Genomic DNA, 20382 nt, shown 5'->3' on the forward strand with positions numbered 1-20382 from the left:
GGAAACACTTTTGCGGCAACCCTGCGTGGCAGCGCTCAACCGCGCCCGGGGCAGCCAGAAACTGGAGAACCTCCATGCTCGAGAACGAGCCCGAGGGCGGCGAACGGACCGGTTCACAGCCGGCCGGCGAGACCGCTGACCGCACCACCGACGTCGCCGGCACCGGCACCGCCGAAGGCGCCGCCCCGGTCGGCGGGCCCACCGCCGCCCAGCCGCCGCCCGACGGGGAACCGGCCGCCGAGGCGCCGGCCACCCCGCCCCGCAAGCGGGCTACCCGGCGGCGGGCCGCCCCGCTGAACCAGCCGGAGCAGACCGACGCGCCGGTGGAGGCGTCCACCTCCGCCGGCTCGACCAGCGGCGAGGCCCTCCAGGCCGAGGTTTTCGCCCCGATCGCCGGTGAGCTGGAGGAGGCCCCGAAGACGCCGCGCCGCCGCCGCAAGGCGACCACCGCGAAGGCGACGGAGGAACCGGTTGTCGCGTCCGCCGCGGAGGAGGCGTCCGCCGAGGTCGTACCCCCGGTGAAGGTGACCCGGACCCGCCGCCGCAAGGCCGCCGCTCCCGCGGTGGAGGCCCCGGCAGAGGCCGGCGCCGAGCCGACCATCACCGAGGCGGAGGCGTCGTCCGCGCCCGTCGCCGCCCAGACCACGCCCACGCCCGCCCAGCCGGTCGACGGCGCGGCGGCCGAGGACGAGGAGACCGCCGAGGCCGCCCGGGCCGCCGAGGCGCAGGCCGGTCGCCCGGCCGCCGCCGGCACCCGGTCCGACGGCGCGGAGAACCGCGCCGGGGATGTCCCGCCCGGCGTGGCCGTGCCCGCTGTGTCGCCGGCCGAGCCCGTCGAGGCGGCCGAGCCGGCCGAGCCGAAGACCCGGCGGCGTCGGGCCGCGCTCTCCGCGCCGACCGTGCTCTTCATGGCCCCCCAGCCGGAGGAGGCGCCGGTCGCCCGGGTCGTGGTGCCCGTCGTGATCGAGGAGGAGCCGGCCGAGGAGCAGCCCGAGCCGACCCGGCGACGTCGCCGCGGTCGCCGCGAGGCCGAGCCCGTCGAGGCGGTGGAGCCCGTCGAGGAAGCCGCCGTCGAGGAGGCCGTCGAGGGCGAGGAAGACGAAGACGAGGATGAGGACGACGACGAGACCGCCGCGGCTCGCCGGCGGCGTCGGCGTGGTCGCCGGGGCCGGGGCCGGGGCAAGGGCGGCGCGGACGACGACGTCGACGAGGACGCCGAGGAGGCCGCCCAGGCCGAGGAGGAGTCCACCGAGGCCGAGGGTGACGAGGACGAGGGCGAGGAGACCGGGGACGGGCTGACCCGCCGCCGCCGTCGCCGTCGTCGTCGGGGCGCCGGGGACAGCGACGGCGGGGCCGACGACGGTGTGCCCACCGTCGTGAAGATCCGTGAGCCGCGCAAGGCCGTCGACGAGGTGCAGGGCGTCTCCGGGTCGACCCGACTGGAGGCGAAGCGGCAGCGCCGCCGCGACGGCCGGGAGCAGCGGCGGACCCGTCCGCCGATCCTCAGTGAGTCGGAGTTCCTGGCCCGCCGGGAGGCGGTCGACCGGGTGATGGCGGTGCGTCAGCGTGGCGACCGCACCCAGATCGCCGTCCTGGAGGACGGCGTGCTGGTCGAGCACTACGTCACCCGCAACTCCTCCGGCACGATGGCCGGCAACGTCTACCTCGGCAAGGTGCAGAACGTCCTGCCGAGCATGGAGGCGGCCTTCGTCGACGTGGGCCGGGGTCGCAATGCCGTGCTGTACGCCGGCGAGGTGAACTGGGACACCACGGGTCTGGAGGGCCGGGCCCGCTCGATCGAGCACGCCCTCAAGTCCGGCGACTCGGTGCTGGTGCAGGTCACCAAGGACCCGATCGGGCACAAGGGCGCCCGGCTGACCAGCCATATCGCCCTGTCCGGCCGGCACCTGGTGTACGTGCCGAACGGCAACGCCTCCGGCATCAGCCGCAAGCTGCCCGACACCGAGCGCAAGCGGCTGCGCGACGTGCTCAAGAAGATGGTCCCCGACGGCGCGGGCGTGATCGTCCGGACCGCCGCCGAGGGGGCGAGTGAGGACGACCTGGCCCGCGACGTCGAGCGGCTCCAGGCCCAGTGGGAGGACATCCAGGCCAAGGCGACCGAGGGCGGCGCCCCGGTGCTGCTCTACGGGGAGCCGGACCTGGTCATCCGGGTCGTGCGGGACCTGTTCAACGAGGACTTCCGCGAGCTGGTGATCGAGGGCGACGAGTCGTACGGGATGGTCGAGTCGTACCTCTCGCACGTCTCACCGGACCTGGTCGACCGGGTGCGCCGGTACGTCGGCACCAGCGACGCGTTCGCCGAGTACCGGATCGACGAGCAGATCCTCAAGGGCCTCGACCGGAAGGTTTTCCTGCCCTCCGGCGGTCACCTGGTGATCGACCGCACCGAGGCGATGACCGTGGTCGACGTCAACACCGGCAAGTACACGGGTGCGGGCGGCAACCTGGAGGAGACGGTCACCCGCAACAACCTGGAGGCGGCGGAGGAGATCGTCCGCCAGCTCCGGCTGCGTGACATCGGCGGCATCGTGGTGATCGACTTCATCGACATGGTGTTGGAGTCGAACCGGGAGCTGGTGCTGCGCCGGCTCACCGAGTGCCTGGGCCGGGACCGCACCAAGCACCAGGTCACCGAGATCACCTCGCTGGGGCTGGTACAGATGACCCGCAAGCGGATCGGCGCGGGGCTGCTGGAGGCGTTCAGCGAGACCTGCGACTGCTGCAAGGGCCGCGGCGTGGTGATCCACACCGAGCCGGTGCCGGAGAAGCCGCGCGCCACGGGTGCGGGGGAGAAGGTCAAGGCGGTCGCCTCGGCCGTCGCCCCTCCCGCCCCTCCCGCCCCTCCCGCCCCTCCCGCCCCGGTCGAGCAGGTCGGTGGGGCATCGCCGCGGCGGCGGGCCCGCAAGAGCGCCGCGCCGGAGCGCGCGGTGGCCGAGGCGCCCGAGGTGGTCGAGGCGCCGGGCGGGAACGCCGTCGTCGAGTACCACGACACCATGGGCTACGACCTGTCCCGGTACGAGGCGGACACGGCCGCCGCGCCGGCCGTAACGGACAGCCAGCAGGGCGAGTCCGCCCGGTTGGCCGGGGCCGACGACCCGGACGCCCTGGGCGACGAGGCCGACGGCGACGCTGAGGGCGGCGCCGGCCGGCGCCGGTCCCGCCGGGGCGGCACCAGGCGGCGTACCCGCCCGTGACCGGCTGACATCCCGCGTCCGACAGGGCCCCTTCCCCGGTACAGCACCGGTGGGCGGGGCCCTGTCGGTCATCCCGGCCCCGGTTAGGATCGGCCACCCTCGGTCAGGAGAAGAAGAATGCGTCGTCTGCTCGCCCTCACCGCCGCGATGGCGGTCCTGTCCGCCGGCGTGGCCTGCTCCGCCGAGCGCTCCGGTTCCGAGCCCCGGCCGAGCGGTTCACAGGCCGGGGCCACCCCGGGGGCGGGGGGAGCAGGCCCGGGCGCGGCCGGCGGGTCGCTCGGGCCGGCCGGCGGGAACGGCCCGGAGGTCTGCGCCGCCGCCCAGCAGGCCAGCGGCGCGGCGGTCCGCACGTACGTGGCGGAGCTGGGCCGGATGATCGGTGCGGTCGGGGCCAACGACAGCGCGACGGCGGAGGCCGCCCGCAAGCGGGCCGAGGCCGCGTTGGCCGGCTGGCGTACCGCGCTGCGGCAGCAGTCCGCCCGGGCCACCGACCCGCAGCTCAAGACGCTGCTGGCCGACCTGGCCAGCGAGGTCGGCACCCTGGGCACCGACGTGGACGCGATCGACGAGGAGGAGCTGGACGAGCTCCAGCAACGCCTCGACCAGCTCTGTGCCCGCTGACGGGGCGGGGCGCCTCCCGCACCTGGGAGAGGGCCGCCGAGCCCGGCTCGGCCCCGGTGCCCGGCGGCGGCCCCGCCGGGAACGGGGAGCCCGGTTTGGGTGTCAGCCCACCGATGGCGTAGGCTATCTTGCGGCGCACCTTGGTGTGCCGTGTTCCCGCGTGCCCGCGCCGCCGTGCCTCTGCTACCCGGCGAGCCGCCGAGGGAACGACCGCCAGCAGCCTCAACGACAGGGAGTCCGCCTCCGATGTACGCGATCGTCAAGACCGGCGGCAAGCAGTACAAGGTCGCCGAGGGCGACGTGATCGAGGTCGAGAAGCTCGCCGGTGCCCCCGGCGACGCGGTGAAGCTCACCGCGGTGCTCCTCGTCGACGGTGACGACCTGGTGACCGACGCGACGAAGCTTGCCGAGGTCGCAGTGTCCGGCGAGATCGCCGCACACACCAAGGGCCCGAAGATCAAGATCCACAAGTTCAAGAACAAGACCGGCTACCACAAGCGCCAGGGTCACCGCCAGCCGCTGACCCAGGTCAAGGTGACCGGCATCTCCAGCGGGAAGTAGGTCGTCCTCAGATGGCTCACAAAAAGGGTGCGTCCAGCTCGCGCAACGGCCGTGATTCCGCGGCCCAGCGGCTCGGCGTGAAGCGCTTCGGTGGTCAGGTCGTCAGCGCGGGTGAGATCCTCATCCGGCAGCGTGGCACCAAGTTCCACCCCGGTGACCTGGTCGGCCGCGGCGGCGACGACACGCTCTTCGCGCTGTCGGCCGGCTCGGTCCTCTTCGGCACCAAGCGCGGTCGCAAGACCGTCAGCATCGTACCGGCGCAGCAGTAGTTCGAAGGCGTTGCGGGCCGCGGACCGGTAGGTCCCGGCCCGCTTCGCTTTTTCTCGTACGCGCGGGGCGCATCCCGCTGGAAGGATTGACGACGTGACGATGTTCGTGGACCGGGTCGTCCTGCACCTGCAGGCCGGTGACGGCGGGCACGGCTGTGTCTCGATCCACCGGGAGAAGTTCAAGCCCTTCGGCGGCCCGGACGGCGGTAACGGCGGGCACGGCGGCAGCGTGACCATGGTCGTCGACCCGCAGGTGCACACCCTGCTCGACTTCCACTACCACCCGCACGTCAAGGCCGACAACGGCAAGGGCGGCGCGGGCTCGAACCGGGACGGCGCGAACGGGCGCCAACTGGTGCTCAAGGTGCCCAACGGCACCGTCGTGCAGACCTTGGACGGCGAGGTGCTGGCCGACCTCGTCGGTGCCGGTGCCACGTTCGAGGTGGCCCGGGGCGGCCGGGGTGGCCGGGGCAACGCCTCCCTGGCCAACTCCCGGCGCAAGGCCCCCGGCTTCGCCGAGCTGGGTGAGCCCGGCGACCAGCTCGACGTGGTCCTGGAGCTCAAGAGCGTCGCCGACGTCGGCCTGGTCGGCTTCCCGTCGGCCGGCAAGTCGTCGCTGATCTCGGTCATCTCGGCGGCCAAGCCGAAGATCGCCGACTACCCGTTCACCACGCTGGTGCCCAACCTGGGCGTGGTCCAGGCCGACAACCACATCTTCACAGTCGCCGACGTGCCCGGCCTGATCCCGGGGGCGGCCACCGGCAAGGGCCTCGGGCTGCAGTTCCTCCGGCACATCGAGCGCTGCGCGGTGCTGGTGCACGTGGTCGACACCGCCACCCTGGAGCCCGGCCGGGACCCGCTGGCCGACATCGACGCCCTCGAGGCCGAGCTCGCCGAGTACGGCGGGCTCGTGGACCGGCCCCGCCTCGTCGCCCTGAACAAGGTCGACGTGCCGGACGGCCGGGACCTCGCCGAGATCGTCCGTGCCGACCTGGAAGCCCGCGGCCTGCGGGTGTTCGAGGTGTCCGCGGCCACCCGCGAGGGTCTCAAGGAGCTGATGTTCGCCATGGCTGAGCTGGTCGAGCAGGGCCGCGCGGCCGCCGTGCCGGCCGAGGCGACCCGGATCATCATCCGGCCGAAGGCGGTCGACGACACCGGCTTCACCGTCGAGGCGGAGTCGGACGGGTCGTTCACCGTCCGGGGCGCCCGGCCGGAGCGCTGGGTGCGGCAGACGACCTTCGACAACGACGAGGCGGTGGGATACCTGGCCGACCGGCTGGCCCGCCTCGGCGTCGAGGACAGGCTGGCCAAGGTCGGGGCGAAACCCGGTGACCTGGTGCGGATCGGCGAGCGCGAGTTCGACTGGCAGCCCACCCTCTACGCGGGCGTCGACTTCGTCCCGGGCAACCGGGGCACCGACGTACGGCTGGAGGAGAAGTCGTCCCGGGCCTCGGCCGCCGACCGGCTCGCCGCGCGTAAGGCCCGCCGGGTGCGGTCGGCCGACGACCTGGGGGCCGACGCGACGGACGACGAGCCGGACGCCGACCTCGACGCCGATCTCGACGAATAGCTCCGGCCGGCGGGCGGCCCGACGACGAACCGCTCGCCGGGTTCCGCCGTCGGGTCGCCCGGCGGAAACCTGGAGGAAACCCGGGCGGCCTACGCTCTGGGGATGCTGATCGAACCGCGGCCCGCCACTGACCCGGAGATCGTGACCCTGGTCATGGCGCAGCAGCGGGAGCTGCGGGAGGCCGACGGTGGGCTGGACGGGCAGGTGACCGTCACCCACGACGACATCCGCTACCTCGTGTTCGTGGACGCGGGCCGGGCCGTCGCCTGCGGCGGCATCCAGGGGCTCGACCCGTGCACCGGCGAGCTGAAGAGGATGTACGTCCGGCCCGCGTACCGAGGGCGGGGGATCGGCCGGCAACTGTTGGCCGCCCTGGAGGGGCTGGCCTTCCAACAGGGGTACGCCGAGATCCGGCTGGAGACCGGCAGTTACCTGCCGGCGGCCATCGGTCTCTACACCTCCTACGGATACGCCCCGATCCCGGTGTTCGGCGAGTACGTGGCCAACCCGTACAGCCGCTGCTTCGCCAAGCGCCTCCCGGTCGCGGCCTGACGCCGCCACCTTCGGTGGTTTGCGGTGCCGACGCTTCGGCCGCCCCGGCCCCCCGCCACCGGTTCGGCCCGCCACCGGGCCGGGGACGCCGCGCCACCCGTCGGGCGTGACGACAAGGGTTCAAGGGTGGAGGGTCAGGGGCGGTCGTACGGTTCGTCGAGCCGGCCGCCCGTGCCGGCCCGCTCGGACAGCAGCAGGCCCAGGGCGAGCATGCCGAAGCCGAGCGCCAGGTGCAGCCAATTGTCCGCGTCGTTGAGCGGGATGAAGTTGACCGCGCTGTGTTCGGCGGAGAACTCGATGGCGAACCCGTAGAGCCAGAGCCCGAGGTAGATCGCGCCGCCGCCGGCCAGGAAGATCCGCGAGCCGCCGATGCTGCGCGCCAGGACCAGCCCCGCCAGGCCGAAGAGCAGGTGCAGGGCGTTGTGCAGGACCGACACCTGGAACAGGCCGAACAGCTTCGCTCCGGAGGTGTGCCCGGCGAAGGTCATGTCGTGGTACCCGATGGTGATGCCGGGAATGAAGCCGAGCACGCCGAGTAGGAGGAACAGCGCGGCCACCGCGGCGGCGGCCTGCTGCACCCGGGGCTTCGGGGTCCTGTGCTGGTCACGTGCCATCGCTGTCACCTCCGTGGATCAGCAGCTCCCGACGATCCTCAATTCTGTGTGTGCGCCCACACATCCCGCAGAGAAATCGGGAATCAGGTGTGGAGGGCCGGTGTCGACCGGGCGTTCCGGCTCGCCCGTAGGGCACCGGGGGAGTTGGCGGCGCGGGCGATGCGGGCACCGGCGTAGGGCACGCCGCCCAGCGCCCGGTGGGCGACGGCGAGCCACGAGCAGACGCCGCGTTCGAGCAGCCACAGCGGGGCGGCCAGCGCCGCCGTGCGGGGGAAGACCCGCGCCCCGCCGGCCCGGCGACGGCCCACCTCCGCGAACGCCACCACGGCCGCCGCCGCGCCGAGCAGCAGGCCGGGGCGGCGGGCCGCCAGCGCGGCGAGCACGGCGGGCAGCACCGCCAGCGAGGTCGCCAACCGCACCGGCTGGGCCAGGTCGTCGTACGCCTGGCGGACCCGCTGCCCGCGGAAGTGCGCGCCGTCCGGTGGGAGCCGGCGGACGTACAGCCCGGGCGGGGTCGCCTCGGTGCCCCCGTACGCCCGCACGGTGCGGACCAGCTCCAGGTTCTCGAAGAGCACGTCCGGGTCGTACCCGCCCATGGCGACGAAGGTGCTCCGGCGCACGGCCAGGGTGCCCGGCCAGTCCGCGCCGAGGGCACGGTTGAGCAGGGTCCGGCCGGTGTCCCACCAGGCATGCCAGGGCACCGGGTCGAAGTGGTTCTGCGGGCGGACCAGGTCGACGCCGCCGAGCAGCCGGTGCGCGGCGCGCAGCCCCGCCTCGTCGTAGCGGACGTCGTCGTCGGCGATCACCACGTGCTCGTGCCGGGCCGCCGCGACCCCGGTGAGCACCCCGACGACCTTGCCGTTGCCGCCGCGCACCGCCGGGTCGGGGGCGAGGTGGCGCACCACGCCCCGCCACGTCGCGGCATGCCGGGCGAAGACCTCGGGGGCGGAGCCGTCGACCACGGTCACGTCGACGAGGCGACCCAGTTCGCGCAGGTAGCCGGTCAGCTCGGCCAGCCCGGCGTCGCCGGACCAGCGCAGCGGCAGGACGTACTCGACGGGGAGCCGGCAGCGGCCCGGGGCGGCGCCCGCCGGGAGCCCCGCCTCCACCCCATCCGCCAGGCCCTCCGACCGGCCCGCCGCAGGCCCGGCATCCGCCCCGCCGGGGACGGCGGCGGCCCGCCGGCCGCCCGGGCTGCCGTCGAAGGGCACCGGTGCCTCCCGTGGTGTCGATCGGCTGGGCCGCACCGGATGCCCGCATTTCGGCTGGCCAAACGTTCGCCTGGGGGCGGCGCGCGGTCGCGGCCTGCCGTGGGTCGGCTGAGCGAACCCTCCAGCATCCCGCACGTCGTCGGTTCCGGGGAGGGGCCGGTGGATCCGCGCTCGGCTGGCCCCTCCCCGGGCGGCGGAAACCTGGTTCGCTGGGTCGCACGGGCCGAGGGGCGGCCCGCCGGTCGGCGAGGACGGGGAGGACCGCATGCGGGAGAACGGGTCGTGGCGCTGGCGGGAGCGTCGGGCGGTCAAGGGGCTGGCTGCCGGCCGGGCGGGTGGCGAGATCGGTGGAACCGACCGACCGCTGCTCGCCCCGCCCCGGCGAAAGGCGCCGCCGCGCTACTTCACGGTGCACCTCGGGTTCGCGGCCGACGGCGCCGACCTGGCCCGCGAGCTGGCAGTCACGTACGCCGAGGGGCTGAGCCTGCTCCGCCCCGAGCTGGCCCTCGGTGCCGCCGCGTTGTCCCCGGCCGACGCCTGGCACCGGGCCGAGCGGCTGTTCTGCGGTGCGGTCGGCCCGGACGGCGAGCGATGTGTCGACGTGGCCGACCATCCCGGCTTCCACCACGGGCCGGGCCCGGGCGGCCTGGGCTGGGGAGACGGTGACTGAGTGAGGGGCCAGGCCATGGTCGTCTGCTGTCTACGAACACGTTCCTCGGCGGGCCGTCTCACCGCACGACAGACGATCATGGACCTCGGGGCGGTCGGGCCCCGGGTCGGCGGCGGTGCGGCATCCCCGAACGGGTGTGCCGTCCCGCCGCCGACGAGGGTCGACCTCGCGCCGACCGGCTCAGTCCAGGTCGAACTCGCCGTCCTGGGCGCCGGCGACGAAGGCGTCCCACTCGGCCTGGGTGAAGACGAGCACCGGGCCGTCCGGCTCGGCGGAGTTGCGCATGCCGATCAGATCGTCGACGAAGGCCACCTCGACCGCGCTGTCCGAGGTGTCGCCCTCGGCCCGTTGCCAGATCGCCCGGGACAGGTCGAAGTCGCCCTTGGGGTGCTGACCCATTGTTGCTTCCTCCATCGCAGAACGTGTTGGGAAACGGGTGTGGTTTCCCATCGGGCAGGATAAGCGGATGCCGAGCCTGAGCCATGTAGAGGCGACCGCGCGTGGCGCGTTGATTACTGTCGAGTCCTACCAGGTGGACCTCGACCTGACCGGGGGCGGCGAGCGGTTCCGCTCGCATACCACGATCCGCTTCCGGGCGTCCCCCGGAGCGGAGACGTTCGTCGAGGTCAACCCCGCGAGGCTGCTGGCCGTGCGCCTGAACGACCGGGGCCTCGACCCCGGGGCCCTCACGGACAACCGGCTTCCGCTGGCCGGGCTGGCCGAGGCCAACACACTCGTCGTCGAGGCCGAGATGGATTACTCGAACACCGGCGAAGGGCTGCACCGGTTCGTCGACCCCGCCGACGGCGAGACGTACCTGTACGCCATGTCCTTCCTGGACAATGCCCAGCGCGTCTTCGCGGCCTTCGACCAGCCCGACCTGAAGGCCCCGGTCACCCTCGCCGTCACCGCCCCTCCGGAGTGGACGGTCGCGACCAACGGCGAACAGGTCGCGAACCCCCGGCCGGGGCGCTGGGAGTTCGCCCCGACGGCCCCGCTGGCGCCCTACCTGGTCACGCTGATCGCCGGGCCGTGGCACGTGCGCCGGGCCGAGCACGACGGCGTCCCGCTGGGCATCTGGTGCCGGCGGTCGCTGGCGGAGCACCTGAACGCCGACGCCGAGGAGATCCTCACCATCACCCGGCAGTGCCTGGACCGGTTCCACGAGCTGTTCGCCGAGCGCTACCCGTTCGGCAAGTACGACCAGGCTTTCGTGCCGGAGTTCAACCTCGGGGCGATGGAGAACCCGGGCCTGGTGACCCTCCGCGACGACCTGATCTTCCGCTCGGTGGTCACCGACACCCAGCGCGAGCAGCGGGCCACCACCATCGCCCACGAGATGGCGCACATGTGGTTCGGTGACCTGGTCACCATGCGCTGGTGGGACGACCTGTGGCTGAACGAGTCGTTCGCCGAGTACCTGGGCACCCGGGTCACCGCCGAGGCGACCCGGTTCGACCGGGCGTGGACCACCTTCGCGCTGCGCCGCAAGGGCTGGGGGTACGCGGCCGACCAGCGCCCCTCCACCCATCCCGTCGCGCCCGAGGAGGTGGCCGACTCGGCCCTGGCGCTGCTCAACTTCGACGGCATCTCGTACGCCAAGGGCGCCAGCGTGCTGCGTCAGCTCGTGGCGTGGGTGGGCGACGAGGCGTTCCTGGCCGGGCTGAACGCGCACTTCGCGGCGCACCGGTTCGGCAACGCCACCCTCGCCGACCTGCTCGGCGCACTCTCCGCCGCCAGCGGCCGGGACCTGTCCGGCTGGGCCGGGCGGTGGCTGCGCCAGGCCCAGGTGAACACTCTGCGGGCCGAGGTCGCCCTCGACGCCGCCGGCCGGTACGCGCAGGCGGTGATCGTGCAGACGGCCCCGGCCACCCACCCGGTGCTGCGCCCGCACCGGATCGGCGTCGCCCGGTACGACGTCGACGGCACGGTCACCCGGGACGAGGTCGACCTCGATCCGGACGCCGACGGGGGCCGGACGGTCCTCGCCGGGCTGGTCGGGCAGTCGGCCGCCCGGCTGCTGCTGCCCAACGCCGGGGACCTCACCTTTGCCAAGATCCGCCTCGACCCCGCCTCGGCGGACGCCGTGCCGATGGTGCTGCCGACCCTGACCGACCCGCTGGCCCGGGCCCTGCTCTGGGGCGAGGCGCTGGACGCCGCAGCCGACGGGGAGCGGCCCGTCGCCGGGCTGGTGGGGCTGATCGACACCGTGCTCCCCGGCGAGACCGAGGTGATCATCATCGAGGACGTGCTGCGGGCGGCCCGGCCGCTGGTCGACCGCTACCTCGACCCGCCGACCCGGGAGGCGGCGCTGCTCCGGCTCGCCGGGGCCTGCGAGCGGATGCTCGCCGCCGCCGGGCCGGGCGGGTCCCGGCAGTTGGCCGCCGCGCGTGCCCTGATCGGCGCGACCACCGACATCGACCTGCTGACCGGCTGGCTGGCCGGCCGGGGCGTGCCCGACGGGCTGGCCGTGGACACCGAGCTGCGCTGGTCGGTGCTCGGCCGGCTGGTGGTGCTCGGCGCGGCCGGGGAGGTGGAGATCTCCGCAGAGGCGGCGGCCGACCTGAGCGCGGCCGGCGCCGAACGGGCCGCCGGCTGCCGGGCCGCGCTGCCCGACCCGGCCGCCAAAGCGGCGGCGTGGGAGACCGTGGTGCGCAACACCGAGCTGTCCGTTCGGCTGGTCGAGGCTGCCGCGGAGGGCTTCTGGCAGCCCGAGCAGGTCGAGCTGACCGCGCCGTACGTGTCGCGGTACTTCGCCGACATGCCGGTGGCGTGGCCCCGGCGTACCCCCGGCGCGGCCGAGTCCGTCGCGCAGCTCGCCTTCCCCCGGTACGCCGTGGCGCAGCCCACCCGGGAACTGGCCGCGGCGTTGCTGGCCCGCGACGACCTTCCCGCCGGCCTGCGGAGGGTGGTCACCGACCTGGACGACGACCTGCGCCGGGCCCTGGTGGCCCGCACGGCCGTGGCCGCCGCCGCTGCCTGACCCGGGCCCTTCCGCCCAAGATGTTCCTACCATCCCGATCCGTTCCCTCCGTCCCGGCCCCGTTTCCGCTCGGCCCGTCCCGGTTCGAGGGCCCGGGCCGGGCCGGTCGGGGCCGGCATACGATCTTTGGATGGAGGAAGACACCCGCCGGGTCGGGATCATGGGCGGCACCTTCGACCCGATCCACCACGGTCACCTGGTGGCGGCCAGCGAGGTGGCGGACCGGTTCGGGCTGGACGAGGTCGTCTTCGTGCCGACCGGGCAGCCGTGGCAGAAGGCGGACCAGCCGGTCACCCCGGCCGAGGACCGCTACCTGATGACGGTGATCGCCACCGCCTCCAATCCCCGGTTCCAGGTCAGCCGGGTGGACATCGACCGGGGCGGGCCCACGTACACGGTCGACACGCTGCGCGACCTGCACGCCCAGTACGGCCCGACCGTGCAGCTCTACTTCATCACCGGGGCGGACGCGCTGGATCGAATCCTGTCCTGGAAGGACCTGGACGAGATCTTCGAACTGGCCCACTTCATCGGGGTCACCCGCCCCGGGTTCGAGCTGTCCGCCAAGCACCTCCCCGCCGACACGGTCAGTCTGGTGCAGGTGCCCGCGATGGCGATCTCGTCGACCGACTGCCGGGACCGGGTGGCCCGGGGGGAGCCGGTGTGGTATCTGGTGCCCGACGGTGTGGTGCAGTACATCGCGAAACGACGGCTCTATCTCGGGTGATCGCGCCGGATACATGCCCTTTCGTCCGGGAAATCGACCAGAACTGACAAGTCGTCTCGTCGCCGGGTGTGAGACGCTTGGAGCGTCGCACGGTTGATCGAAGGAGAACGGTGACAGTTTCCGAACGCGCTCACGAGCTGGCGATGGCCGCCGCCCAGGCCGCGGCCGACAAGAAGGCACAGGACATCGTCATCATCGACGTGGGCGAGCAGCTCGCCATCACCGACGCCTTCCTGGTCGCCTCCGCCCCCAACGAGCGTCAGGTGCTGGCCATCGTCGACGCCATCGAGGAGCGGCTACTCGAGCTGCCGGAGAAGGCCAAGCCGCTCCGGCGCGAGGGCGAGCGGGGCGGCCGGTGGGTCCTGCTCGACTACGTCGACGTCGTGGTGCACGTCCAGCACACCGAGGAGCGCGAGTTCTACGCCCTCGACCGGCTCTGGAAGGACTGCCCGCAGATCCCGTTCGTCGACCGGGACCTGGTCGAGGCCGAGGCCTCCGCCGGGCCTGCCGTCAGCGAATGACCCGACTGATCGTCTGGCGGCACGGCAACACCGACTGGAACGCCACCGATCGGGTGCAGGGACAGACCGACGTACCGCTCAACGACCTCGGCCGGGAGCAGGCGGCCACCGCCGCAAAGCTGCTCGCGGCGCTGCGTCCCGACGCGATCGTGGCGAGCGACCTGAGCCGCGCCGTGGACACCGCCGCCGCCCTGGCCGCGCTCACCGGGCTGCCGGTGCGCGCCGACGCCCGGCTGCGCGAGCGGCACTTCGGCCGGTGGCAGGGGCTCGCGCGCACCGAGGCGGCCGAGCGGTACCCGGACGAGTACTCCCGTTGGCGGGCCGGCGACCCGGATCCGGGGGCGGACATCGAGAGCCTCGACGACCTCGGCAAACGGATCGGCACCGCCCTCCAGGACGCGGCCGACGTGGCGCCCGGCGGCACGATCGTGGTCGCCACCCACGGCGGCGGTGCCCGGCAGGGCTGCGGGCACCTGCTCGGCTGGGACCACACGGTGCTGCGGGCCATCGGGCCGTTGCAGAACTGTCACTGGACCGAGCTGCGGCACAGCGAGTCGCGGGGCTGGCAGCTGCTGGCCCACAATGTCGGCCCGATCACCCTGCCGGCTCCCGCCGAGGCGGTCTGACCACACGGTCCCGGGCGGTCGGGGCCGACATCGGCTACGGTGCCGGCATGCCCGTCGCGGTCGTCACCGACTCCACCGCCTACCTTCCGCCTGAGCTGGCGCAGTCGCACCGGCTCACCGTCGTTCCGCTGACCGTGGTGCTCAACGGCGCGGAAGGGCTGGAGGGCATCGAGACCTTTCCCGAGGACGCCACTCGGGCGTTGGGCGGTCGCCGGGTCTCCGTCAGCACCTCCCGGCCGTCCCCGGAGCAGTTCGTCGGGACGTACCGGGAGCTGCTCGACGCGGGCGCGGACGCGGTGGTGTCGGTGCACCTGTCGGCCGAGCTGTCCGGGACGGTGGAGGCGGCCCGGCTGGCCGCCGCCGAGGTCGGCGACCGGGTCGCGGTCGTCGACAGCCGCTCCACCGGCATGGGCCTCGGCTTCCCGGCGCTCGCGGCGGCCGAGGCAGCCGCCGGGGGCGCCGACCTGTCGGGGGTACGCCGGGCTGCGGTCGACGCCATCGACCGCACCAGCATCTTCTTCTACGTCGACACGCTGGAGTTCCTGCGCCGGGGCGGCCGGATCGGCGTAGCCGAGGCGCTGTTCGGCACCGCGCTGTCGGTGAAGCCGATCATGCACATGCCGGACGGGGCGATCGTGGTCCGGGACAAGGTACGCACCGCGAGCCGGGGGGTGGCCCGCCTGGTCGACCTGGCGGTCGGGGCGGCCGGCGACGCCGACGTGGACCTCGCCGTGCACCACCTCGCCGCCCCGCAGCGCGCCGAGCAGCTCCTCGCCGCGCTCACGGAGCGGCTCGGCGACCGGCTGCGCTCGTCGTACGTGACGGAGGCGGGCGCGGTGGTGGCCGCGCACGCGGGCCCTGGGCTGGCCTGCGTGGTCGTGCACCGGCACCCCGACGCGGCCTGATCCTCGCCGGTCGGTCAAGCCAGCCGGGCGTCGCCGAGACGAGACGGCGCAGGATCAGCAGCCGTGCATTGGCCCGCCTGACGGGCGTGACTCGCCCTACCGTCGAGGCGATCCGCGACGGTAGGTGGGGTCGGTGCTGCGCCGCCACGCGCCAAGCGAGAGATCGCAATCCGATGGAATGATGGGCGCGATGCTCACCGCCCGACGTCTCCGCCACGACCACATCTCGGCCTCGCTCGCCGCCCGCAACGACGACGAGTTGGCGGCCTTCCTCCATGCCGCGCCCACCGGCGCTGTGGGCGTGGGCGGCGATTTCTCGGTGCTCGACGTTGACGGCGTTCCGGTGTTCGCCAAGCGGATCGCGATCACCGACCGGGAGCTGGCCCATCCGCACAGCACGGCGAACCTGTTCGACCTGCCGACCTACTGCCAGTACGGCATGTACCGCCTCGCCGGCCCGGGCTTCGGCGCTTGGCGCGAGCTGGCCGCGAACGAGATCGTCACCGAGGGGGTCCTGGCCGGCGAGGCGGAGTCTTTCCCGTTGCTGTACCACTGGCGGGTGCTACCCGGCCGTCCACCTATCGCGTCCGAGCACCTTGACATCGACGCCGTCGTCGCCCAGTTCGACGGTTCCCCGGCCGTGCGCATCCGCTTCGAGGAACTGGCCGGCGCGGCCTCCAGCCTCGTGTTGTTTCTCGAATACCTCCCCGATCCGCTGCTCGACTGGCTGAACGACCCGGTCGGCAAGGCTGAGACGTTCGAGCGGCAGTTGTTTGAGGTCGCGGCGTTCCTGCGCAGCCGCGAGCTGCTCCATATGGACGGCCACTTCCGCAACATCCGGGCAGAAGGTGATCGGATCTACCTCGTCGATTTCGGGCTGGCCACATCGCCTCGGTTCGAGCTGTCGAACGCCGAGCGTGACTTTGTCGCGCACCACGTCGGCCACGACGCCGACTACGCGGCGATGCGGCTGGTGAACTGGCTGGTCACCACGGTGTGCGGGGTGCCGGTGCCGGTCAGCGGTGGATTTGTTGCCCGCGACAGGTACGTGCGCCGGTGCGCGAACGGCGACATTCCGCAGGGCGTGCCGGCGGCCGTGGCGGGGATCCTTGCCCGGCACGCCCCCGCTGCGGCGCGGATGACCGACTTCTGCTTACGGCTGTTCGACGGCGACATCCACGCGGTGTATCCCGGCCCATAGTTCGGTCCCGCGATCCTGCGGGCGGCGGTTCCCGTGCGAAATCGCGCCGGGTGGCGTGCGGGCTGTAGATCGCGAGTGCTCGGCTGGGGGCTGTTTCCCGAGCGACCCGACCACAACCTCGAAGATCGTGGCTGCAGGCCAGCATCTATGCCACCGATCCGCCGCCCTGCTCCGGTCTGCTCGCGGCCGACGGGCCGGAGGCCGGCTGACCTGCCGTCCTTAGCACACGACGGGCAAGATCAGGCAGTTGTCCACAAGGGGTCTTGTTGTCCACAGGCGAGGGCAGCGGGACCGCATGACGCCCGCCCGCCGGCCTAGCCTCGCGCCGTGTCAGACGACGAGGAGACGGTCGTACGGCGGAGGCTGCGGTGGCTGGCGGCCGGGCCGGCGCCCACCGACGACCTGCCGTCGGTCGGGGCCGGTTCCCCGGCGGGGCCGGCCGGGAACGGGGCTGCCCCGGCGGCGCGGCCCGAGGGCTGGCGGGCTCCGGCGGGTGACCGGTCGGCCGAGTGGCCGACGGTGCTGCCACCGGAGGACCGGTGGGCCCCGGCCGGCGGTCCGGCGGCCGAGCGGCCGGTGCCATGGCCGGGCCGGGCGGGCCCCGGGCCGCGCCGTCGCCGTGACCCCGGGCCCGCGCGTTCACCCGCGCCCCCGCCGGCCGCCGACGGTCCGGGGCCCGAAGCGTCGCCGCCCGTCGGCCCGTTCGATGTAGCTGGTCCGGATCCCGCGTCGTCGGTCGCCGGTGGCCCGGGTTCTTCCGGCGAATCGCCGCCTGGCGACGGTTCCGAGCCCGGCGACGAGCCGACGTCCGGGCTGCGGCTGTCCCGGCTGCCGGGCCCCGGGGCGTTCGACCCCGGGCGGCGGGGGGTACGGGCGCTGGCGGTGGTCGCCGTGCTGGTGGTGCTCGGCGCGGGCTTCTGGGCGTGGCAGTCCCGGCCGCAGGCCGAACCGGTCGGGGCAGCCCCGTCCGTCGCCCCGGGCTCCGGAGGGCCGGAGGAGATCCAGCCGGTGGCCGGCGGGCCGACGCCGGGCGGCGAGCTGGTGGTGGCGGTCGCCGGCAAGGTGCGTCGGCCGGGGCTCGTCCGGCTGCCGGCGGGCTCCCGGGTAGCCGACGCGGTGCAGGCGGCCGGCGGTGCGCTGCCCGGCGTGGACGTGGCGCTGCTGAACCCGGCCCGCAAGGTGACCGACGGGGAGCTGATCCTGGTCGGCGTGGCTGCCCCGGCGGGCCAGCCCGGCGTCGCCCCGGCCGTCCCCGGGCAGCCGGCCGGCGCGGACCCGGGTGCCGGGGGCCTGGTCAACCTGAACACGGCCACTCTGGCGCAGCTCGACGCGCTGCCCGGGGTGGGCCCGGTGCTCGCCCAGCGCATCCTGACCCACCGCGACCAGCACGGTGGATTCCGCTCCGTGGGCGACCTGCGCCAGGTGGATGGCATCGGCGACGCCCGGTACGAGCAGCTCAAGGAACTGGTGACGGTGTGAGCGGCTCGCCGGGGCCGGACGCCGGTCCTGCGGCCGACGGGGGGAGCAACCCCGACCTGCGGCTGGCCGGGCTGGCGGTGGCCGCCTGGCTGGCCGCGCTGGCCGGTCTGCACCTCGGCCCCCGCGCGACGGTGCTGCTCGCGGCCGGTGCCGCCGGGCTGGCGGCGCTCAGCACGGCCCACCTGCTCGGAGCGCTGGGCCGCCCGGTGGCTCCCGTACGCCGGTACGGGTGGATCGCGGTGGCCGTGCTGCTCGGTGTGGTCTGTGGCGCGGCGGCGACCGCCGCCCGGCTCGTCGTCCGGGACGCACCCGCCGTCCGGTCCCTCGTCGACGACCGGGCCACGGTCGACGCCGAGCTGGTCGTCCGGGACGATCCGCGCCCGGTCCGGGGCGTCCCCGGGCGGCCCGCCACCCTGCTGGTCCGGGCCGACCTGGTGGCCCTGACCGGCCCCGACGGGGCGCGGGTCGCCGCCCCGGTGCGGGTGCTGGTGCTCGCCGCCGACCAGGCCTGGCGGGGCCTGCTGCCCGGGCAGCGGCTCACGGCCGAGGGGCGGTTGGGCGCGCCGCGCGGCGGTGACCTGACCGCCGCCGTGCTCACCGTGCCCGGTCCGCCGGTGCCGCGCGGTCCGCCGCCGTGGGCGCAGCGGGCGGCCGGCGTGCTGCGCGCCGGCCTGCAACGGGCCTGCGCGCCGCTGCCCGACGAGCAGGGCGGGCTGCTGCCCGGCCTGGTGGTCGGCGACACGAGCCGGCTGCCGTCCGCAGTCGAGGAGGACTTCCGGGACACCGGCATGACGCATGTCATGCCACGATCAAGGCGTGATTAGCGCAGCGATCTACGTACGGATCTCCTCCGACTCCACCGGGGAGGGCCTGGGCGTCGCCCGCCAGGAAGCGGACTGCCGCGCGCTGGCGGAGCGCCTGGGCTGGACCGTCGCCGAGGTCTACCGGGACAACGACATCAGCGCCTACTCCGGCCGGACCCGGCCCGACTACGAACGTCTCCTGGCCGCCGTGGACGCGGGCACCGTGCGGGGCCTCATCGCCTGGCACCCGGACCGTCTCCACCGCTCCCCGAAGGAACTGGAGCGCTTCATCGACCTGGCGGAGCGCACCGGCCTCCAGATCCAGACCTGCCAGTCCGGGGCCGTAGACCTCAGCTCCCCGTCCGGCCGGATGGTGGCCCGGATGCTGGGTGCCACCGCCCGCTACGAATCGGAGCACAAGGCCGCGCGCATCCGGCGCAAGCTGGCGGAGAACGCCGCCGCTGGCAAGCCGCACGGCGGGCACCGGCCGTACGGCTGGGAGGTGGACCGGCTCACCATCCGGGAGTCGGAGGCCGCCGTCCTCCGGGACGCCGCCCGCCGTGTCCTGGCCGGGGAGCCGTTGCGCTCCATCCTCCGGGACCTGAACGCCCGGGGCCTGCACAACGCCAGCGGGAAGCCCTGGACGCACCCGACGTTCCGCAACGTCCTTCTCCACGCGCGCCACGCCGGACTCCGGGAGTACAACGGCCAGGAGATGGGGCAGGCCGCCTGGCCCGCCATCATCCCGCCGGAGACCTGGCGCGCGGTCCGGCGCATCCTCACCAACCCGGAGCGGGTCACCACCCCTGGCCGCGCGGGACGCCTCCACCTCCTGTCCGGCATCGCCCGGTGCGGCGTGTGCGGGTCCCCGCTCCGGGTCGGGCACAGCAGGGCCACGGAGGCGTACCGGTGCACGGCGTCCGCGTGCGTCAGTCGGCGGCGGGACCGCCTGGAGGAGTACGTGGAGGCCGTGGTCATCGCTCGCCTGAGCCGTCCGGACGCCGCCGCCCTGCTCACCCCGGAGGACGACGGGGGAGAGCGTGAGCGGGCCGTCCAGGCGGCGGAGCTGGTCCGCCAGCGCCTGGACGACGCCGCCGCCAGCTTCGCGTCCGGCATCATCACGGCCCGGCAACTGGCCACCATCACGGGTCAGCTCCGGCCAGAGCTGGCCACCCTGGAGGCCGCCGCCGCTCCGCCCCCGGACCGGGCCGGCGTCCTGGGGGAGCTGGTGAGCGCGGGGGACGTGGCGGCGGCCTGGGAGGCCCTGAGCCCGGACGCGCGCCGCACCGTGGTCCGGCTCCTCCTGGAGATCACCGTGGCCCGGGGCCGGCGCGGCCCCGGGTTCTCCACGGAGGGGATCACGCTCACCTGGCGGTGACTGTCGTACCTGGACGGTACTGTCACGCGGTCCAAGATCCCTGTCAAGCGGGCAGGCCAAGCGAAGGAGACGTGCATGGCGATGACCGAGGAAGAGGAGAACGAGCTGTACAGCGAGGCTAAGAAGGTGATCTTGCAGCGGCTGGCGACCACGGACAGCATGACCGGGGCAGCGATCGTTACCCCCAGGGAGACCCTGGAGTTGGCAGAGGCTTACGTGGTGCTGGACCAGATGGCCCTTTCGGGGCGCATCAACGTTTGCCGGAGCTGACGGGCCCTGAGGTTTCCCAGCGGCGTAGTGGCAGGTGTCAACGCGCCACGAAACAACCAGGGCGTACCGGGAGGGTCCCCCGGTACGCCCTGAGTCGTTCCCGCGCCCAGGTCAGCGACGGGCACCCGTCGTGCCCGCAGCGCTGGCACCCGCCTTCGGCCCAGTGCTGCCGGATGATCCGCTTCGCCAGCCAGGGGACCCAGACC

Annotated in this window: 19 protein-coding genes and 1 pseudogene; 17 read left to right on the top strand and 3 right to left on the bottom strand. The window is 74.0% G+C overall.

Going from position 1 to position 20382, the window contains the following annotated elements; genetic code table 11:
- The first annotated feature begins 74 nt into the window (after positions 1-74).
- The 6 genes from GVV04_RS27025 to GVV04_RS27050 all read left to right on the top strand — a co-directional run bounded on the left by GVV04_RS27025 (position 75) and on the right by GVV04_RS27050 (position 6788).
- A complete protein-coding gene (locus GVV04_RS27025) occupies positions 75-3215 on the top strand; it encodes an Rne/Rng family ribonuclease (RefSeq protein ID WP_161691812.1) in 3141 nt (1046 codons plus the stop codon).
- 117 nt (positions 3216-3332) lie between these two features.
- Positions 3333-3836 (top strand): hypothetical protein, encoded by a 504-nt coding sequence (locus tag GVV04_RS27030; RefSeq protein WP_161691813.1) that lies wholly within the window; start codon positions 3333-3335, stop codon positions 3834-3836.
- Between the two features lie 246 nt (positions 3837-4082).
- Complete coding sequence (rplU, locus tag GVV04_RS27035) at positions 4083-4397, top strand: 50S ribosomal protein L21 (RefSeq protein WP_161691814.1); 315 nt, start codon at positions 4083-4085, stop codon at positions 4395-4397.
- An 11-nt stretch (positions 4398-4408) separates the two neighbouring features.
- The gene (gene rpmA, locus GVV04_RS27040; protein ID WP_161691815.1) at positions 4409-4666 is read left to right on the top strand and encodes a 50S ribosomal protein L27; all 258 of its coding nucleotides are present in this window, start codon (positions 4409-4411) and stop codon (positions 4664-4666) included.
- 94 nt (positions 4667-4760) lie between these two features.
- A complete protein-coding gene (gene obgE / locus GVV04_RS27045) occupies positions 4761-6236 on the top strand; it encodes a GTPase ObgE (protein WP_161691816.1) in 1476 nt (491 codons plus the stop codon).
- A 102-nt stretch (positions 6237-6338) separates the two neighbouring features.
- Positions 6339-6788 carry a GNAT family N-acetyltransferase gene (locus GVV04_RS27050; protein ID WP_161691817.1) on the top strand — a complete coding sequence of 150 codons (450 nt, stop codon included), beginning with the start codon at positions 6339-6341 and terminating at the stop codon, positions 6786-6788.
- 134 nt (positions 6789-6922) lie between these two features.
- Here the strand turns inward: GVV04_RS27050 and GVV04_RS27055 are convergent, their stop codons facing one another.
- Positions 6923-7402: a DUF4383 domain-containing protein gene (locus tag GVV04_RS27055; protein WP_161691818.1), complete on the bottom strand. Its 480-nt coding sequence runs from the start codon at positions 7400-7402 to the stop codon at positions 6923-6925.
- Between the two features lie 83 nt (positions 7403-7485).
- Complete coding sequence (locus GVV04_RS27060; RefSeq protein ID WP_328822593.1) at positions 7486-8613, bottom strand: glycosyltransferase; 1128 nt, start codon at positions 8611-8613, stop codon at positions 7486-7488.
- Positions 8614-8878: 265 nt separating this feature from the next.
- Between GVV04_RS27060 and GVV04_RS27065 the strand changes: the two genes are divergently transcribed.
- Positions 8879-9283, top strand: coding sequence for a hypothetical protein (locus GVV04_RS27065; protein WP_235967107.1), 405 nt, complete (start codon positions 8879-8881; stop codon positions 9281-9283).
- 180 nt (positions 9284-9463) lie between these two features.
- Here the strand turns inward: GVV04_RS27065 and GVV04_RS27070 are convergent, their stop codons facing one another.
- Positions 9464-9682 (bottom strand): DUF397 domain-containing protein, encoded by a 219-nt coding sequence (locus GVV04_RS27070; protein WP_161691819.1) that lies wholly within the window; start codon positions 9680-9682, stop codon positions 9464-9466.
- A 67-nt stretch (positions 9683-9749) separates the two neighbouring features.
- On the opposite strand from GVV04_RS27070, the gene pepN reads away from it, so the two are divergent.
- The 10 genes and pseudogenes from pepN to GVV04_RS27120 all read left to right on the top strand — a co-directional run bounded on the left by pepN (position 9750) and on the right by GVV04_RS27120 (position 20176).
- On the top strand, positions 9750-12266 hold the full coding sequence (gene pepN / locus GVV04_RS27075; RefSeq protein ID WP_161691820.1) for an aminopeptidase N: 2517 nt from the start codon (positions 9750-9752) through the stop codon (positions 12264-12266).
- Positions 12267-12396: 130 nt separating this feature from the next.
- Positions 12397-12993 carry a nicotinate-nucleotide adenylyltransferase gene (nadD, locus tag GVV04_RS27080; protein ID WP_161691821.1) on the top strand — a complete coding sequence of 199 codons (597 nt, stop codon included), beginning with the start codon at positions 12397-12399 and terminating at the stop codon, positions 12991-12993.
- 110 nt (positions 12994-13103) lie between these two features.
- Positions 13104-13514 carry a ribosome silencing factor gene (gene rsfS / locus GVV04_RS27085; protein WP_161691822.1) on the top strand — a complete coding sequence of 137 codons (411 nt, stop codon included), beginning with the start codon at positions 13104-13106 and terminating at the stop codon, positions 13512-13514.
- A complete protein-coding gene (locus GVV04_RS27090; protein ID WP_161691823.1) occupies positions 13511-14140 on the top strand; it encodes a histidine phosphatase family protein in 630 nt (209 codons plus the stop codon). The genes rsfS and GVV04_RS27090 overlap by 4 nt, the downstream gene beginning before the upstream one ends.
- A gap of 47 nt (positions 14141-14187) precedes the next feature.
- On the top strand, positions 14188-15045 hold the full coding sequence (locus tag GVV04_RS27095; protein WP_161691824.1) for a DegV family protein: 858 nt from the start codon (positions 14188-14190) through the stop codon (positions 15043-15045).
- A gap of 133 nt (positions 15046-15178) precedes the next feature.
- Complete coding sequence (locus tag GVV04_RS27100; protein WP_328822594.1) at positions 15179-16246, top strand: protein kinase family protein; 1068 nt, start codon at positions 15179-15181, stop codon at positions 16244-16246.
- A gap of 576 nt (positions 16247-16822) precedes the next feature.
- Positions 16823-17725, top strand: a complete 903-nt coding sequence (locus GVV04_RS27105) for a helix-hairpin-helix domain-containing protein (RefSeq protein WP_407938845.1) — start codon at positions 16823-16825, stop codon at positions 17723-17725.
- Positions 17722-18525: pseudogene (locus GVV04_RS27110) on the top strand (ComEC/Rec2 family competence protein); the annotation flags it as partial. The gene GVV04_RS27105 and the pseudogene GVV04_RS27110, both read left to right, overlap by 4 nt.
- A gap of 16 nt (positions 18526-18541) precedes the next feature.
- Entirely contained in the window at positions 18542-19906 is a 1365-nt protein-coding gene (locus tag GVV04_RS27115) for a recombinase family protein (protein ID WP_161691825.1), read from the top strand.
- Between the two features lie 75 nt (positions 19907-19981).
- Positions 19982-20176 (top strand): hypothetical protein, encoded by a 195-nt coding sequence (locus tag GVV04_RS27120; RefSeq protein WP_161691826.1) that lies wholly within the window; start codon positions 19982-19984, stop codon positions 20174-20176.
- The last annotated feature ends 206 nt before the right edge of the window (positions 20177-20382 follow it).

Origin of the sequence: Micromonospora rubida, assembly GCF_009908295.1 — a bacterium.
GTDB lineage: Bacteria > Actinomycetota > Actinomycetes > Mycobacteriales > Micromonosporaceae > Micromonospora > Micromonospora rubida.